The sequence below is a fragment of the Yersinia massiliensis genome, from assembly GCF_003048255.1.
GTDB classification, from domain to species: Bacteria; Pseudomonadota; Gammaproteobacteria; order Enterobacterales; family Enterobacteriaceae; genus Yersinia; species Yersinia massiliensis_A.
Window position 1 is genome coordinate 2,852,540 of record NZ_CP028487.1, and the last position, 16,785, is coordinate 2,869,324.

The window sequence follows — 16,785 nt, forward strand, 5'->3', positions numbered from 1 at the left end:
CCGTGGCGAAGAATTATTATGATATTACGTTGGCATTGGCAGGAATATGTCAGTCAGCTCGCTTGGTTCAACAGTTGGCCCATGAAGGCCAGTGCGATAATGACGCATTAAACACAGTGATGGGTGGGTTGCTGCAAACTAACCCTTCTTCAACGTTGGCCGTGTATGGCGGCAATGAACAATCCCTGAAAATGGGGCTGGAAACACTGCAAAGCGTTCTAAACGCTAATCGTCAAGGGCCTGCAGCGGAATTGACTCGCTATACCCTGAGTCTGATGGTGTTAGAACGTAAGCTCAATGCGAATAAGTCAGCCATGAATACTTTAGGTGATCGAATCAATCAGCTTGATCGCCAACTGGCACACTTTGACCTTGAATCTGAAACCATGATGAGCTCACTGGCATCTATTTATACGGATGTCATTAGTCCGCTAGGCCCACGCATTCAGGTCATTGGTTCACCTGCTATTTTACAAAGCACGCTGGTGCAGGCAAAGATTCGCGCCACCCTCCTCGCGGGTATCCGCTCAGCCGTGCTTTGGCAACAAGTTGGCGGAAGCCGCTTGCAGTTAATGTTTTCTCGAAATCGTCTGTTTAAACAGGCACAGAGTATTCTTGCTCATAATTGAAATCTGATCTCAGGAGTCGCCACTGATGGAATTATCCTCACTGACCGCCGTTTCACCAATTGATGGACGCTACGGCGATAAAGTCAGCGCACTGCGCCCAATCTTCAGCGAATTCGGGTTGCTGAAATTTCGTGTGCAGGTCGAAGTACGTTGGCTGCAAAAACTGGCCGCCTGTGCAGAAATCAAAGAAGTTCCGGCTTTTGATGCCGACGCAAACGCTTACCTTGATAAGATCGTGCAAGAGTTCAATGAACAGGACGCACAGCGCATCAAAGTCATTGAACGCACCACCAATCATGATGTAAAAGCCGTTGAGTATTTCTTGAAAGAAAAAGTAGAAAGTATTCCTGCTTTGCATGCAGTCTCAGAATTTATTCACTTCGCATGTACCTCAGAAGATATCAATAACCTATCCCACGCCTTAATGTTGCACACTGCTCGTCAGGACGTTGTCTTACCGATGTGGCGACAGATGATTGATTCGATTAAAGCGTTAGCATACCAGTATCGTGACTTGCCATTACTGTCCCGTACTCATGGGCAACCTGCCACACCGTCAACTATCGGTAAGGAATTTGCGAACGTCGCATACCGAATGGAGCGCCAATTCCGCCAACTGTCGCAAGTGGAGATCCTAGGTAAAATCAACGGTGCTGTTGGTAACTATAATGCGCACATTGTGGCTTACCCTGAGGTTGATTGGCATCAGTTCAGCGAAGAATTTGTCACTTCGCTGGGCATCACTTGGAACCCGTACACCACCCAAATCGAACCTCATGATTATATTGCTGAGCTTTTTGACTGTGTTGCCCGTTTCAATACCATCTTGATCGATTTTGACCGCGATATTTGGGGTTATGTTGCTCTAAATCACTTTAAGCAAAAAACGATCGCGGGTGAAATTGGCTCCAGTACCATGCCGCATAAAGTGAACCCGATTGACTTTGAAAATTCAGAAGGCAATTTGGGGCTATCTAACGCAGTATTGGGCCACTTAGCCAGTAAATTGCCGGTTTCTCGCTGGCAGCGTGACCTCACAGACTCCACTGTCCTGCGTAATCTGGGTGTCGGTCTGGGCTACGCGTTGATCGCCTATCAAGCAACATTGAAAGGGATCAGTAAATTAGAGGTCAACGAAGCGCACTTGCTAGAAGAACTGGATCATAACTGGGAAGTGTTAGCGGAACCAATCCAAACGGTCATGCGCCGTTATGGTATTGAAAAACCCTATGAGAAACTTAAAGAATTGACTCGTGGTAAGCGTGTTGATGCCGCAGGTATGCAAGCATTCATTGATGGCCTTGCCTTACCGGATGAAGAGAAAACCCGCTTGAAAGCCATGACACCCGCTAACTATATTGGTCGGGCTGTCACCATGGTTGATGAATTAAAATAATATATCACCACTATTTGAGCCTCAAGGATGGGGCTCATTAGCGTCTAATCATTTTTATCCCTCCACGCTCCTGCCCTGTTTATACCCTGTTTAGCCGTTGTGATTGATAATAATATCAATATCAAAAAGGATTTCTTACACGCAGGAGTTATTATCAAATGTTGAAACCAACCCTACTCGCACTCACCCTGATGGGAACTTGTGCCACCTCAATGGCGAGTGACTACACATACGTCGCTGGTGGACTTCAATACGGCGCAATCAATAATAATGCGAGCTTTGACAAACAATTTAGTCAAAACAACTACGCTCATGTCGGCAACCGCGATATGGGTGGTCTCTATATCAACGGTGGTTATGGCTTTGATAATAACGTGTTTATTGATGGTCGCCTAAATAGCATTGCCAATAATGACCGAGGTCTTGCAGAAGCTGTTCTCGGGGTTGGGTATCACTTTGCATTCTCCCCTAATATCGACTTTTATAGTTTAGTGGGCGCTAGCCGCCGCGCAATGGTATTTGATGCCAGCAAAGACGGTAAAAAAACCAACACTTACAATAGTGCTACGGGCGAGATTGGTATTAAAAGCAAACTTTCACAGAATGTCGGTATGGATGTCGCCTATCGAATGGCAAACTATGACCATCGTGCCTTCCATGAAGCTCGCATTATGACAAGTTACGCGTTCACACAAAGCCTCGCGGGCGAAGTGGGATACACTTACCATAATTGGAAAGTGAGTGACCAAGCAATGCAAGTAGGTTTGCGTTATAACTTCTAATGAAAAACTTACCGGGTAATATTGGTTATCCGGTTACTTACTTATTGAGGGACGTGGTATGCGGGTTCTGGTTGTGGAAGATAATGCTTTATTGCGCCACCATCTTACGGTGCAAATGCGGGATATGGGCCATCAGGTTGATGCCGCAGAAGATGCCAAAGAGGCAGACTATTTCTTGCAAGAGCATGCCCCTGATATCGCTATTATAGATCTTGGGCTGCCTGGTGAGGACGGGTTAAGTATCATTCGCCGTTGGCGCAGCCATCAAACTAACTTGCCTATCTTGGTATTGACGGCACGTGAAAGTTGGCAAGATAAAGTCGCGGTATTAGAAGCCGGTGCTGATGATTATGTGACTAAACCTTTCCATCTGGAAGAAGTCATCGCGCGAATGCAGGCCTTGATGCGTCGTAATATTGGCCTAGCATCTCAGATCATAGAATTCCCACCGTTTCAAATTGACCTTTCGCGTCGAGAGTTGTGCGTAAATCAGCAACAGATTAAACTGACCGCCTTCGAATACACCATCATCGAAACCCTGATTCGTAATTCCGGTAAAGTTGTCAGCAAAGAGACGCTAATGCTGCAATTGTATCCTGATGCAGAGTTACGTGAGAGCCATACTATTGATGTATTAATGGGGCGATTACGTAAAAAACTGTTAGCGGAACATGAAGGTGAAGTGATTACGACCATTCGTGGTCAGGGATATCGTTTTGACGCCAACTAGATACTATGTTCCGGAAAAATAGCAAACCATTCTCTCTTCGTGCTCGTTTTCTTATGGCAACAGCGGGGGTCATCCTTGCGCTATCGCTATCTTATGGCATGGTTGCTGTCGTAGGCTATATTGTCAGTTTTGATAAGAATACGTTCAGAGCCCATCGCGGTGAAAGTAACTTATTTTTCAGCTTGGCACAGTGGCATGATAATAAACTCAGCATTTCAGTGCCCCCTGAACTTGAGCTGAATATCCCGACGCTGATTTTAATTTACGATAAAGATGGCAATATATTGTGGCGCCAGCGCCACGTTCCTGAACTTGAATCCCATATCGAAAAAAGCTGGTTACAAAAACCAGGGTTTTACGAATTGGATACGGGGACGCACATCAGTAGCATGATGTTGGGTGATAATCCAAAAGCCCAAGACCAGCTCAAAAAATACGACGATAACGACAGCACTGCCCTTACTCACTCAATCTCAGTCAATACTTATCCTGCGACGACTCGCTTGCCACAGCTTACTATTGTGGTCGTCGATACTATCCCGCAGGAATTACAGCGATCTGATTTGGTTTGGGACTGGTTCAGCTATGTCTTGTTGGCCAATTTACTTTTGGTTATTCCTTTGTTGTGGCTCGCCGCCTACTGGAGTTTACGGCCTATTAAAGCCTTGGTTAGCCAGATTAGTCAGCTTGAAAAAGGTGAGCGCGAGCAACTGGATGAAAATCCGCCGCGAGAATTGCAAGGGTTAGTGCGTAATCTCAATATATTGCTCAACAATGAACGGCAACGATATACCAAATATCGCACCACATTGGCGGATCTGACCCATAGCCTTAAGACCCCACTGGCGGTGTTACAGACTACATTGCGATCTTTGCGCTCAGGTAAGCAGACGACTATCGAGGAAGCTGAACCCATCATGCTTGAGCAGATAAGTCGGATATCTCAACAAATTGGTTATTATCTACACCGTGCCAGTATGCGTTCAGAACATAGTGTGGTTGTGAGAGAAATTCACTCTGTTCCGGCGCTACTCGATAGCCTATGTAGCGCACTGAATAAAGTTTATCAGCGCAAAGGGGTCGTTTTGACACTGGATATTTCACCGGAAGTGACATTTATCGGTGATAAAAATGACTTTATGGAAGTGATGGGCAATGTCCTCGATAACGCCTGTAAATATTGTTTGGAGTTCGTCGAGATTACCGCCCTGCACTCAGAAAAATATCTCACCATTGTGGTCGAGGATGATGGTCCTGGTATCCCTGAGAACAAGCGCCAACTTATTTTTCAGCGGGGTCAGCGGGTGGATACCCTACGCCCTGGGCAAGGGCTGGGTTTGTCCGTCGCCGCAGAAATTATCGAACAATATCAAGGCGAAATCACCATCACTGAAAGTCCCTTAGGCGGGGCGAAAATGATGGTCACTTTTGGTCAACAGAACGACCATCATGATGATTAATAAAATTTGTCTATCAACGCTGATACTGACAGCGTGCATCCGTTATAATCACAGCCATGCCCCCTCCTATTTGGAATAAACATGGATTACCAACTTGATCTCGATTGGCCTGATTTTCTGCAACGCTATTGGCAGAAACGTCCCGTTATCATCAAACGTGGCTTTAAAAACTTTATCGATCCGCTCTCGCCCGACGAGCTTGCAGGGCTTGCGATGGAAAATGAAGTTGATAGCCGCTTGGTAAGTCATGAAGAAGGCCGTTGGCAAGTTGGTCACGGCCCCTTTGAGAGCTTTGATCACTTAGGCGAAACCAATTGGTCGCTACTGGTTCAGGCTGTTGACCATTGGCACGAACCCGCCGCAGCACTAATGCGGCCCTTCCGAGCACTTTCAGACTGGCGAATGGATGATCTCATGATCTCTTTCTCAGTGCCCGGTGGTGGCGTAGGCCCGCATTTTGACCAATATGATGTCTTTATCATTCAGGGCACAGGCCGTCGACGCTGGCGGGTTGGCGAAAAAACGGAAATGAAGCAGCATTGTCCGCATCCGGACTTACTGCAAGTTGACCCGTTCGAAGCTATCATTGATGAAGAAATGGAACCCGGTGATATTCTCTACATCCCACCGGGTTTCCCTCATGAAGGTTATGCGCTCGAAAATGCGCTCAATTACTCTGTCGGTTTCCGCGCGCCGAATGGTCGAGAACTGGTTAGCGGTTTTGCCGACTATATTCTGTCACGTGAACTCGGTAGCTATCGCTACAGTGACCCTGATTTGCCATTGCGAGAGCACCCCGCAGAAGTGCTGCCACAGGAAGTCGATAAACTGCGCACGATGATGCTAGATTTAGTTCAACAACCTGAACACTTCCAAAGCTGGCTCGGCGAATTTATTTCTCAATCTCGTCACGAACTGGATATTGCGCCACCAGAACCGCCTTATCAGGTCGGCGATATCTACGAATTGCTCAAGCAAGGTGAGTCGTTACAGCGTCTTAGCGGTCTGCGTGTTCTGCGTATTGGTGACCGTTGCTATGCGAATGGCGAGTTAATTGATACACCGCACCTGCAGGCGGCGGATGCATTGTGTCAGCATTTCAGTGTTGATGCCGAGAAGCTCGGTGATGCGCTAGAAGACCCGTCGTTCTTAGCGATGCTAGGCACCTTGGTCAACAGCGGGTATTGGTACTTTAACGATTGATCGCTGAAACAATGAATTCTTACAACTTATGACGCCAAAACGCCCCACTTTATGGGGCGTTTTAGTTCGCGTATTGCATACTTTTATTCATTCACAACGTCATAAATCAGCGCACAACTTATGCCTTGTTAGCCCGTTTAGCCGTCAACTCAGCGATTCGCATGATAACGGAGATGGCTTTCTCCATCCCTTCCAGAGTAATAAACTCATGCTTACCGTGATAGTTATAACCGCCGGTAAAAATATTCGGGCAAGGTAGCCCAAGGAAGGATAATTGAGCACCATCTGTGCCACCGCGAATCGGTTTCATAATCGGGGTGATATCACAATCGCGCATTGCTTGTTGGGCTAACTCAATAATATGCGGATACTTGATAATATGCTCACGCATGTTGTAATAGCTATCATCCATAATGATCTCGATGTAGCAATCACGATGTAAGCCTTTACCTACCCGCTTAGCGATATCCACCATATTCTTCTTCCGCGCTTCGAAACCATCGCGGCTGAAATCTCGTACAATATAGTGCATCTCCGCCCGCTCGACGGTGCCTTTAATACTTTGCAGATGATAAAAACCTTCGTAACCTTCAGTGCATTCCGGTGTTTCACTTGCTGGTAGTTCTTGATGGAAACGGGTCGCCAGCGACAATGCATTGACCATAACCCCTTTCGCGCTGCCTGGATGAACATTATTACCAACAATTTTGATAGTCACGGATGCGGCATTAAAGTTCTCGAATTCTAACTCCCCTACACCGCCACCATCAACGGTATAAGCCCATTGAGCACCGAATTCAGCCACATTAAAGAATCGCGCACCTTTGCCCACTTCTTCATCCGGCGTGAACGCAATACGAATATCCCCGTGAGGAACATTACTGTTTTTTAAGCGCACCATTGCCGTGATAATTTCAGCTATGCCCGCTTTATCATCCGCACCTAACAAGGTCTTTCCATCCGTGGTAATCAATGTCTGTCCGAGTAGCTGATGCAATATCGGGAACATCACCGGTGATAAAACTTCGTCGCCGATCCCCAAGGCAACATCACCGCCACGGTAATTTTCTAAAATCTGTGGATTGACATTTTTACCTGAGAAATCAGGTGAAGTATCAAGGTGGGCAATAAACCCAATAGTGGGGACCGGCCATGAGACATTTGCAGGCAAAGTTGCCATGACACAGCCATGGTCGCTCAAGCTAACCTGAGAAAAACCAAGTGTTTGCAACTCATGGAATAATGCCTGAGCAAGCTTGCGCTGCCCTTCAGTGCTCGGCACGGATTTTACATTGGCTTTTGCTTGTGTATCAAAAGAAACATAGTTGAAAAAGCGGTCGAGTAATTTGTCCATGGTTCCCACCCTCATAATAGTGATTATCATTATGGGGAAGTGATCACGATCAAATATTGCGTCAGGTCAGTTTTAGACAAACTTAAGCCAGAATAAAGGCGGTGACTGGAAAAACCACGGGTTGATTCATCCATCAACCGGTGGTGACATCTTGTAGCCACAATGAACTGACACCAACGAGTGATTCAGATTAGTGAATACATCAGACTGCTGACAAACACGATAACCCGACCTAGAACGGTGAGGACAGGCAGAAGAGTAAAGCGTCCGCGCCAAGAATGGCGCGGCTTTAGTTCAGCAGGCAACTGCTAAGAACCATTAGTCGCCTTGAGGCTCATCCCCTCTGGCCGTCAAAAATTCACGCACATACTCTGGAACGACTTGACTCGCCAATCCATAGTGCTTTTCATTAAACTGGCTTTCTACTTGGCTAGGTTCCAGATTCAACTCCACGGTGTGGGCACCATGCAGACTGGATTCATGAACAAAACCTGCCGCTGGATAGACATGCCCTGAGGTACCGATCGAGATAAAGAAATCCGCTTCAGCGAGCGCTTGATAAATTTCATCCATCCCCATCGGCATTTCACCGAACCAAACAATGTGCGGTCGCAGCGGAGAAGGGAATTGGCAGCAATGACACCGCTCATCAGCAGAAAGGTCACCCGGCCAGTCCAATACTTGCCCAGACTGCGTGCAACGGACTTTCAGCAACTCGCCATGCATATGGATGACTCGCTTACTACCCGCTCTTTCATGCAAGTTATCGATATTTTGAGTCACTAAAACAAAGTTATCACCGAGCGCAGCCTCTAGATCTGCCAGTGCGAAGTGAGCTGCATTAGGAGCAATGTCGGATTGTTGTAACTGGCGGCGACGCGCATTATAAAAGGCTTGGACCAATTCAGGATCACGACGATATCCCTCAGGCGTGGCAACATCTTCCACCTGATGTTCTTCCCATAAACCATCTGCGGCACGGAAAGTACGAATACCGGATTCAGCCGAAATACCTGCACCAGTCAGAACCACCACGAAAGGCTTTTTCATTTCTGAGTTTGCGGCGCTGTCCCGATGAAAAATACGGGAGCGAAAACGTTGATGCCGCAAATGCTTATTCTTGCGAAACCGACATAGCCGATGGCGAATGCGCATAACTTCTTGCCTCTTCTATAGCCTTACCATTTGACACTACTGAATTGCCAGCGACGCCAACTATCGAATCACTGATTTATGTCAGTCGTTCGGAGCGTATTCACTGACCTGCAACATCAATTGGTTTGGATATTGTTATAGTTTGAAACGACGATTACCCAGCTAAAGCTAAATACTAGTGGTCATTCAAATGCAAAAAAGCTGCCCCGCGCACACCACCAGCATCGCCATAACGTGCTTTTTCAATACGTGGCAACCGTGCCACTCGCAATAAGTGCTGTGGTAACCGCTTGGGCAACTCCTCGTATATCTTGCCAAAATTAGACAGCCCACCACCGATCACCACCAAATGGGGGTCTAGCATAGTCAATAAATTACCCAAACACACGGCTAGCACATCCATAAAACGCTCTACATGTGCCACAGCCTTAGGTTCACCAGCATTATAATTGATGATAATTTCAGTCGCTGGCAAGGATTGTTGGTTAAAGTGCTGATACATCCATTCAAAACCACGACCCGAAATATAGTTTTCGATGCAACCATGATGGCCGCAACCACAAGGCACGCGTGGAATATCCGCACCCAAGATATCCAGTGCGTCGACAGGTAAACGGAAGTGACCGAACTCACCGGTGATATGGTTGCGCCCGCTAACGATACTGCCATTGACTATCAAACCACCCCCTACGCCTGTGCCAAGAATCAGCCCCAGAACGGTTGGGTAAGCACGAAATTCAGGATCCCAAGCTTCGGACAAAGCAAAACAGTTGGCATCGTTATCAATTCGAACTTCGCGCCCAATCAATTTAGACAGATCACCTTGCAGCAACTGCCCCATCGCTGCGGGGACATTGGCAGTAAAAACCGTGCCATCATCTGCATTGGGTAACCCAGGGATGCCAATACCGACACTGCCGGTAGCACCGCAATAAGCATCTGCTTCTAGCGTTAAACTCTGCAATGCTTGGAGTAGTTGTTGATAGTCTTCACGCGGTGTAGGGACTCGCTTATGCCAGATTCGTTGCAAGTTGGCATCAAAAACGCCCAACTCAATCTTAGTGCCGCCCATATCAAAACCGTAATACATAAAGTTGTCCTTATATACCCTAAATCATTACGTTGCAGGCAGGCGGCAACGGCGCGAGTGCTATTTTTTAGTGACCGACTTGTCAACCACAGGCTGAGCTCACACAACAGTGGCATGTCCCATAATGGGCAGTATTATTGCCCACTCAATACTCGCGCGGGATCAATACGGCTGGCACGACGAGCCGGATACCAACTGGCAATCAAACTCAGCACCAACGCCGTTGCCAACACGCAGGCCACATCAAACCAGTGGAGCTCTGATGGTAGAAAATCGATGAAATAGATATCACCCGATAAAAATTGATGCCCAATCAGTGTTTCTAGCCCACGAATAATAGAGGTTAATTGCAGCGAAATAATGACGCCTGCCACAACCCCGCTAATACTGCCAATAAGCCCAGCCAGTAAGCCATACCAGATAAAGATGGCACGGATCAGGCGGTCTTTAGCGCCTAATGTCCGTAATACCGCGATATCGCTACTTTTATCTTTCACCGCCATGACCAGCGTGGACACGATATTGAAACTGGCGACACCAATCACCAATACCATCGCCAAGTACATGATAGTACGGATCATCTGGATGTCTCGATACATATAGCCATAAGTCCCAATCCAACTGCTGATATAGACATAGGCATTGCTCACCTCACCGGCATCGCGCACCAGCTTATTGGCGTTGTAAACATCATTAACCTTGATGGCGATGCCTGTCACACTGTCGCCCATATCAAGATATTGCTGCGCATCAGCCAAAGGCACCAGTGCCAAGCTGTGATCAAGTTGGCCACTGAGTTGGAAAACTCCAGCGACTTGTAAACGAATCCGCTTAGGTTGCAGTAATTTCAACTCAGGATCGCTATTGGGGATCATCACTGTTAGCCAAGAGCCTTGTTTCACGCCCAAAGCATCTGCTAAGCCCTTGCCCAAAATAATCTGCTGCTGCCCAGCCTTGAAATTATCCCAAGCGTGACCAGCAACGAAGCTGGGTAATGCGCTAAGACGCTTTTCGGCTTCTGGATCAACCCCTTTGACCTGTACCGCGCGCAGTTGCGTGGCATTTTCAATCAACCCAGTGAAATTGATATATGGGGCGGCAGCCACGATACCGGGGACTTTTTCAATACGCTGGAGAGCTTGCGGCCACTCGGCAAAGGGTTGATTGACGGAAGCAATTTCACCGTGGGGAACGACGGCCAAAATACGGTTTTTCAGTTCACGTTCGAAGCCGTTCATGGCACTTAAGCCGACGATCAATACCGCAACCCCTAAAGCGATACCCAGCGTCGAGATAACCGAGATTAACGACACCATGCCGCCACGGCGGCGGCCACGGCTAAAACGTAAACCAATTAAGAGTGAAAGTGGCAAAGCGCCCATCACTAAGCCCCCACCAGCGTTAAGTGCTGCTGTAACTGACCATCACGCATTTCTAGCTGACGGCTCATGCGTTTTGCCAACTGTAGGTCGTGGGTGACCACCAAAAATGCGGTCCCCTGACGAACATTCAATTCACCCAGCAGATTAAAGATGCTATCCGCATTACGTTGGTCCAGATTCCCTGTCGGTTCATCCGCCAGCACTAGCGACGGATTATTGACCAATGAACGGGCAATCGCCACACGTTGACGTTCACCGCCAGATAATTCAGATGGGCGATGCTTGCTGCGTTTTTCCAGCCCTACGGCCACTAACATTTCACGGGCTTTATCCTGCGCTTCTGCCGGTTTAGCGCCGCCAATGAGCAGTGGCATCGCCACATTTTCGAGCGCAGTAAAATCAGGCAATAAATGGTGGAATTGATAGATAAACCCTAATTCACGGTTACGCAGTTCTGCTTTTGCCGTAGAAGATAGCTGATTTAGAGAGCGCCCCTGATAAATTACTTCGCCAGAGGTTGGGGTATCCAAACCGCCCAACAAATGCAGCAAGGTACTTTTCCCCGAACCGGAACTCCCGACAATCGCCATCAGTTCGCCCGACTCGATAGTAAATGACACATTGCTGAGAACGTCAGTATGCAGTTGCCCTTCCTGATAGCGTTTGCACAAGTTTAAACACTGTAATAAAGGATGATTACTCATAGCGTAAAGCCTCAGCAGGTTGTGCGGCGGCAGCGCGCCAAGAAGGATAAAGCGTGGACAGTAATGCAATCGCCATCGCCGACAGGGCAATGATGGTGACTTGAAGAGGGTTAATTTCCACCGGCAACGTGGCCCCATCAATCAATAATCCGAGCACGGGAATGATGGTATTCAATTGGCTAGCCAGTAAGATACCCAGCCCTGCGCCCAGCAAAGCACCAATGACACCCGCCGTCGCCCCCTGCACCATAAATATCAGCATAATTTGGCGACGACTTAATCCTTGTGTCTGCAAAATCGCCACTTCTCCCTGTTTTTCCATGACCAGCAGGCCTAGCGAGGTGATGATATTAAAGGCCGCAACGGCGATAATCAGGCTAAGCAGCAACCCCATCATGTTTTTTTCCATCCGTACGGCTTGGAACAGCTCACCTTTACGCTCACGCCAATCTTTCCACACCGTGCCTTCCGGCAGGGTTTGTTGGCTCAGGCTATCAACCGACAGCGGCTGTGAAAGGAATAAGCGCCACCCGGTAATATTGCCGGCAGGATAGCGCATTAGACGTGATGCATCCTGCTGATTAACCAGTATTTGGTAGCCATCGACCTCACTATCAGCGGCAAATGTGCCGATGACATTAAATAGCCGCTGGCTAGGGATACGCCCCATTGGGGTAAATTGGCTGGCACTCGGCACCATCAAACGCAGAGTCTCGCCTCGCTTAATCCCTAACTGGCCCGCTAGCTTTTCACCCAAGATCATATTGTAGCTACCGGGTTGCAAATCCTTCAGGTGCACGTTCACCAAATAATCGGCTAAGGGTTCGCGCTGTGAGGGGTCAACACCCAACATCACCCCTGCAGCCAAATTACGCGCACTCTGCAGCACCACATCAGCGGTGGTCAGCGGTACAATATCGGTGACCCCTGTCAGTGATTTCAGGGAGGACGCCGGTATTTTGTTTGGATCCAGTGAGCCTTGCGGTGTGGTGATGAGCGCCTGTGGCATCAGCCCCAAAATATTATTTTGCAAATCACGCTCAAAACCATTCATCACAGATAATACTGTAATCAATGCCATCACCCCCAAAGTGATGCCAATGGTTGAAAGCCACGAAACGAACCGACCGAATCGGTCAGATGCACGCCCGCGCATATAACGCAGGCCGATAAATAGTGCGACAGGTTGATACATGAAATCTGTTTAGATCCTGTTGCTAAAGCAAAGTGATCGAGGATAATAAAGGGTACTACCGCTTTATGGAACCATTAACCGCCTATATCTCCGGCTTTTATTCCAAAAAAGAGCACCAATCTGTGGCTATGCGCATTCACGTGCTAGGATAGCCGCCGAGATAATTTGTCCTGATAAAGAGACTGTTTAACTGCTTATGTCCCAACAATATCGTTATTCATTACCTGAACGACGTGGCGATACCCGTCAGTTAGGTCAGTTGACCGGCTCTGCCTGCGCGGTCGAATGTGCGGAAATCATTGAGCGCCATAACGGCCCAGTAATGTTAATTACTCCCGATATGCAAACGGCGCTGCGGCTACGCGATGAGATCCAACAATTCTCGTCTTGGCCGGTGAATACCCTCTCCGATTGGGAAACACTGCCTTACGACAGTTTTTCACCGCATCAGGATATTATTTCGGCCCGCCTGTCCTGCCTTTACCATCTTCCCGCCATGGAACGTGGGGTTATTATTCTCCCGATTAATACCTTGATGCAACGGGTATGCCCCCATGAGTTCCTGCATGGTCACGCATTGGTGATGAAAAAAGGCCAACATCTGTCGCGGGATAAATTACGTGCGCAGCTTGAGCAGGCCGGTTATCGCAGTGTGGATCAGGTCATGGAACACGGTGAATTCGCTACCCGAGGCGCGTTATTGGATCTTTATCCGATGGGCAGCGAAGAGCCCTATCGAATTGATTTTTTTGATGATGATATTGATAGCCTGCGTATATTTGATGTTGATACCCAGCGCACATTGACCGAAGTTGAGCAAATCAACTTACTGCCCGCTCATGAATTCCCCATTGATAAAGCTGCTATTGAGCTGTTTCGCAGTCAATGGCGTGAGCAGTTCGATGTCCGCCGTGATGCAGAACATGTTTATCAGCAAGTCAGTAAAGGCATTTGGCCCGCTGGTATTGAATATTGGCAACCGTTGTTTTTTAGCCAGCCATTGCCTTCACTTTTCAGCTACCTACCGGCAAATACGTTATTAGTGAATACCGGCTCGCTAGAAAGTTCAGCCGAGCGTTTTTGGCTGGATGTGAATCAGCGATTTGAAAGCCGCCGCATTGACCCAATGCGCCCGTTGCTCGCTCCCGAAACGCTCTGGTTGCGAGTGGATTCGCTGTTCAGCGAGCTCAAAGAGTGGCCTCGGGTCCAGTTTAAAACCGATGAAGTCCCTGCCAAAACAGCCAATACCAATCTGCATTATCAAGCACTGCCTGATTTGTCAGTTCAAGCGCAGCAAAAGGCCCCGTTGGATAACCTGCGCCGCTTTATCGAAGCATTCAGCGGCAGCATTGTGTTCTCCGTAGAAAGTGAGGGGCGGCGAGAAACGTTGCAAGACCTCCTTGCGCGGATAAAAATCAGCCCAACCTTAATCACTGAATTATCGCAAGCCAGTGCACCGGGGCATTATTTGATGATCGGGGCTGCTGAACGCGGCTTCCTTGATACAGATAAAAAGTTAGCGCTGATTTGTGAAAGCGATTTACTCGGGGAACGCGTTAGCCGCCGACGGCAAGATAACCGCCGTACGATTAATACCGATACGCTGATCCGCAATCTGGCAGAGTTGCGTCCGGGTCAGCCAGTGGTCCATTTGGAACACGGTGTAGGGCGCTATCTGGGCTTAACAACCCTTGAAGCAGGCGGCATCAAAGCCGAATACCTGATTTTGACCTACGCTGGCGAAGATAAGCTCTATGTGCCTGTCTCCTCCTTGCACCTGATCAGCCGTTATTCTGGCGGCGCAGATGAAAATGCCCCTCTGCATAAGCTAGGTGGGGATGCGTGGAGCCGCGCACGGCAAAAAGCGGCCGAAAAAGTGCGCGATGTCGCGGCTGAATTGCTGGATATTTATGCACAACGCGCAGCCAAATCAGGTTTTAAATTCAAACTCGACCGAGAACAATATCAGCTGTTCTGTCAAAGCTTCCCCTTTGAAACCACGCCCGATCAAGAGCAGGCTATTCACGCCGTTATCAGCGATATGTGCCAACCATTAGCCATGGATAGATTAGTGTGTGGTGATGTTGGTTTCGGTAAAACCGAAGTGGCAATGCGGGCCGCCTTCCTTGCGGTGGCCAATAATAAGCAGGTTGCCGTCTTGGTGCCGACCACCCTGCTCGCTCAACAGCACTTCGATAATTTCCGTGACCGTTTCGCTACTTGGCCGGTGCGCATTGAGATGATGTCGCGCTTTCGTAGTGCTAAAGAGCAACAGCTGGTATTGGAGCAAGCTGCCGAAGGGAAAGTCGATATCATTATCGGGACTCACAAGTTGTTGCAAAGCGACCTGCGCTGGCATGACCTCGGCCTATTGATTGTCGATGAAGAACATCGCTTTGGGGTCCGCCATAAAGAACGTATTAAAGCGATGCGTGCCGATGTGGATATTTTGACGCTAACCGCAACGCCAATCCCACGCACATTAAATATGGCCATGAGTGGCATGCGCGACTTGTCAATTATTGCCACGCCACCGGCGCGCCGTCTGGCAGTGAAAACCTTTGTACGCGAGTACGATAGTCTGGTGATACGAGAAGCCATTTTGCGTGAAATCCTCCGCGGCGGTCAGGTTTATTACCTGTACAACGACGTGGAAAACATCGAGAAAGCCACCCAGCGACTGGCTGAGTTGGTGCCAGAGGCCCGTATTGCAATTGGCCATGGTCAGATGCGTGAAAGGGATTTGGAGCGCGTGATGAATGATTTCCATCATCAGCGCTTTAACGTTCTGGTCTGCACCACGATTATAGAAACCGGTATCGACATACCGAGTGCCAATACCATTATCATTGAACGTGCCGATCATTTTGGTCTGGCGCAACTTCACCAATTGCGAGGCCGCGTTGGGCGTTCACATCACCAAGCTTATGCTTACCTGTTAACGCCGAATCCGAAAGCCATGACAACCGATGCCAAAAAACGGTTGGAGGCGATTGCCTCACTGGAAGATCTTGGTGCTGGCTTTGCGTTAGCTACCCATGACCTTGAGATTCGAGGTGCGGGCGAGTTGCTAGGCGAAGACCAGAGCGGCCAGTTGACCACTATTGGTTTCTCGTTATACATGGAGCTGCTGGAGAACGCTGTTGATGCGCTGAAAGAAGGCAGAGAACCGTCTCTGGAAGATCTCACCAGCAACCAGACGGAAATCGAAATGCGCATGCCTGTGTTGCTGCCGGATGATTTCATTCCTGATGTAAATGTTCGGCTTTCATTCTATAAACGCATTGCTAGTGCACGCAATGAAACAGAACTCGATGAGTTAAAAGTGGAACTTATCGATCGCTTTGGTAAGTTACCAGACGCAGCCCGCTATCTGCTACAAACCGCCGAACTGCGTCAGCAAGCGCTGAAATTGGGCATTAAGCGAATTGAGGGCAATGAGCGCGGTGGTTTTATCGAGTTTAGCGATAAGAACAAGGTCGACCCCGTTTATCTGATTGGTTTGCTACAGCGCCAACCGAAGATATATCGCCTGGAAGGGCCAACCAAGCTGAAGTTTATGCAGGATTTGACTGACCGAGCACAGCGGCTGAAATTTATCAGTGAATTGCTGGCCGCGTTTGAACAGCATCGCATAGCCTAATCAATTCATTCGTATTTTCAGCAAAACTAACGCGGGTTTTTCAGCAATGAGAAACCCGCGTT

At 48.4% G+C, this 16,785-nt stretch carries 13 protein-coding genes; 7 read left to right on the forward strand and 6 right to left on the reverse strand.

What is annotated here, in order from left to right:
• Positions 1–2 precede the first annotated feature (2 nt).
• The 6 genes from hflD (at position 3) to DA391_RS13390 (ending at position 6,200) form a co-directional block, all read left to right on the forward strand.
• Positions 3–629, forward strand: a complete 627-nt coding sequence (hflD, locus tag DA391_RS13365) for a high frequency lysogenization protein HflD (protein ID WP_050081590.1) — start codon at positions 3–5, stop codon at positions 627–629.
• 25 nt (positions 630–654) lie between these two features.
• Entirely contained in the window at positions 655–2,025 is a 1,371-nt protein-coding gene (gene purB, locus DA391_RS13370) for an adenylosuccinate lyase (protein ID WP_050081592.1), read from the forward strand.
• A gap of 158 nt (positions 2,026–2,183) precedes the next feature.
• On the forward strand, positions 2,184–2,807 hold the full coding sequence (locus DA391_RS13375; RefSeq protein ID WP_050081593.1) for a YPO1635 family putative outer membrane beta-barrel protein: 624 nt from the start codon (positions 2,184–2,186) through the stop codon (positions 2,805–2,807).
• A gap of 58 nt (positions 2,808–2,865) precedes the next feature.
• Entirely contained in the window at positions 2,866–3,537 is a 672-nt protein-coding gene (gene phoP / locus DA391_RS13380; RefSeq protein ID WP_050081594.1) for a two-component system response regulator PhoP, read from the forward strand.
• Positions 3,538–3,542: 5 nt separating this feature from the next.
• A complete protein-coding gene (gene phoQ, locus DA391_RS13385) occupies positions 3,543–4,997 on the forward strand; it encodes a two-component system sensor histidine kinase PhoQ (protein ID WP_050081596.1) in 1,455 nt (484 codons plus the stop codon).
• 81 nt (positions 4,998–5,078) lie between these two features.
• Positions 5,079–6,200 carry a cupin domain-containing protein gene (locus tag DA391_RS13390; protein WP_050081600.1) on the forward strand — a complete coding sequence of 374 codons (1,122 nt, stop codon included), beginning with the start codon at positions 5,079–5,081 and terminating at the stop codon, positions 6,198–6,200.
• 118 nt (positions 6,201–6,318) lie between these two features.
• Here DA391_RS13390 and pepT read toward each other — a convergent pair whose 3' ends face one another.
• The 6 genes from pepT to lolC all read right to left on the reverse strand — a co-directional run bounded on the left by pepT (position 6,319) and on the right by lolC (position 13,080).
• The gene (pepT, locus tag DA391_RS13395) at positions 6,319–7,554 is read right to left on the reverse strand and encodes a peptidase T (RefSeq protein WP_050081606.1); all 1,236 of its coding nucleotides are present in this window, start codon (positions 7,552–7,554) and stop codon (positions 6,319–6,321) included.
• Positions 7,555–7,872: 318 nt separating this feature from the next.
• Complete coding sequence (gene cobB / locus DA391_RS13400; RefSeq protein ID WP_050081608.1) at positions 7,873–8,709, reverse strand: Sir2 family NAD+-dependent deacetylase; 837 nt, start codon at positions 8,707–8,709, stop codon at positions 7,873–7,875.
• Positions 8,710–8,884: 175 nt separating this feature from the next.
• Positions 8,885–9,799, reverse strand: coding sequence for an N-acetylglucosamine kinase (gene nagK, locus DA391_RS13405; protein WP_050081610.1), 915 nt, complete (start codon positions 9,797–9,799; stop codon positions 8,885–8,887).
• 134 nt (positions 9,800–9,933) lie between these two features.
• Entirely contained in the window at positions 9,934–11,181 is a 1,248-nt protein-coding gene (lolE, locus tag DA391_RS13410) for a lipoprotein-releasing ABC transporter permease subunit LolE (protein ID WP_108087845.1), read from the reverse strand.
• Between the two features lie 2 nt (positions 11,182–11,183).
• Positions 11,184–11,885, reverse strand: coding sequence for a lipoprotein-releasing ABC transporter ATP-binding protein LolD (gene lolD / locus DA391_RS13415; protein WP_019209629.1), 702 nt, complete (start codon positions 11,883–11,885; stop codon positions 11,184–11,186).
• Entirely contained in the window at positions 11,878–13,080 is a 1,203-nt protein-coding gene (lolC, locus tag DA391_RS13420) for a lipoprotein-releasing ABC transporter permease subunit LolC (protein WP_098904420.1), read from the reverse strand. The genes lolD and lolC overlap by 8 nt, the downstream gene beginning before the upstream one ends.
• Before the next feature lie 196 nt (positions 13,081–13,276).
• On the opposite strand from lolC, the gene mfd reads away from it, so the two are divergent.
• Positions 13,277–16,723 (forward strand): transcription-repair coupling factor, encoded by a 3,447-nt coding sequence (mfd, locus tag DA391_RS13425; RefSeq protein ID WP_050081617.1) that lies wholly within the window; start codon positions 13,277–13,279, stop codon positions 16,721–16,723.
• Positions 16,724–16,785 lie beyond the last annotated feature (62 nt).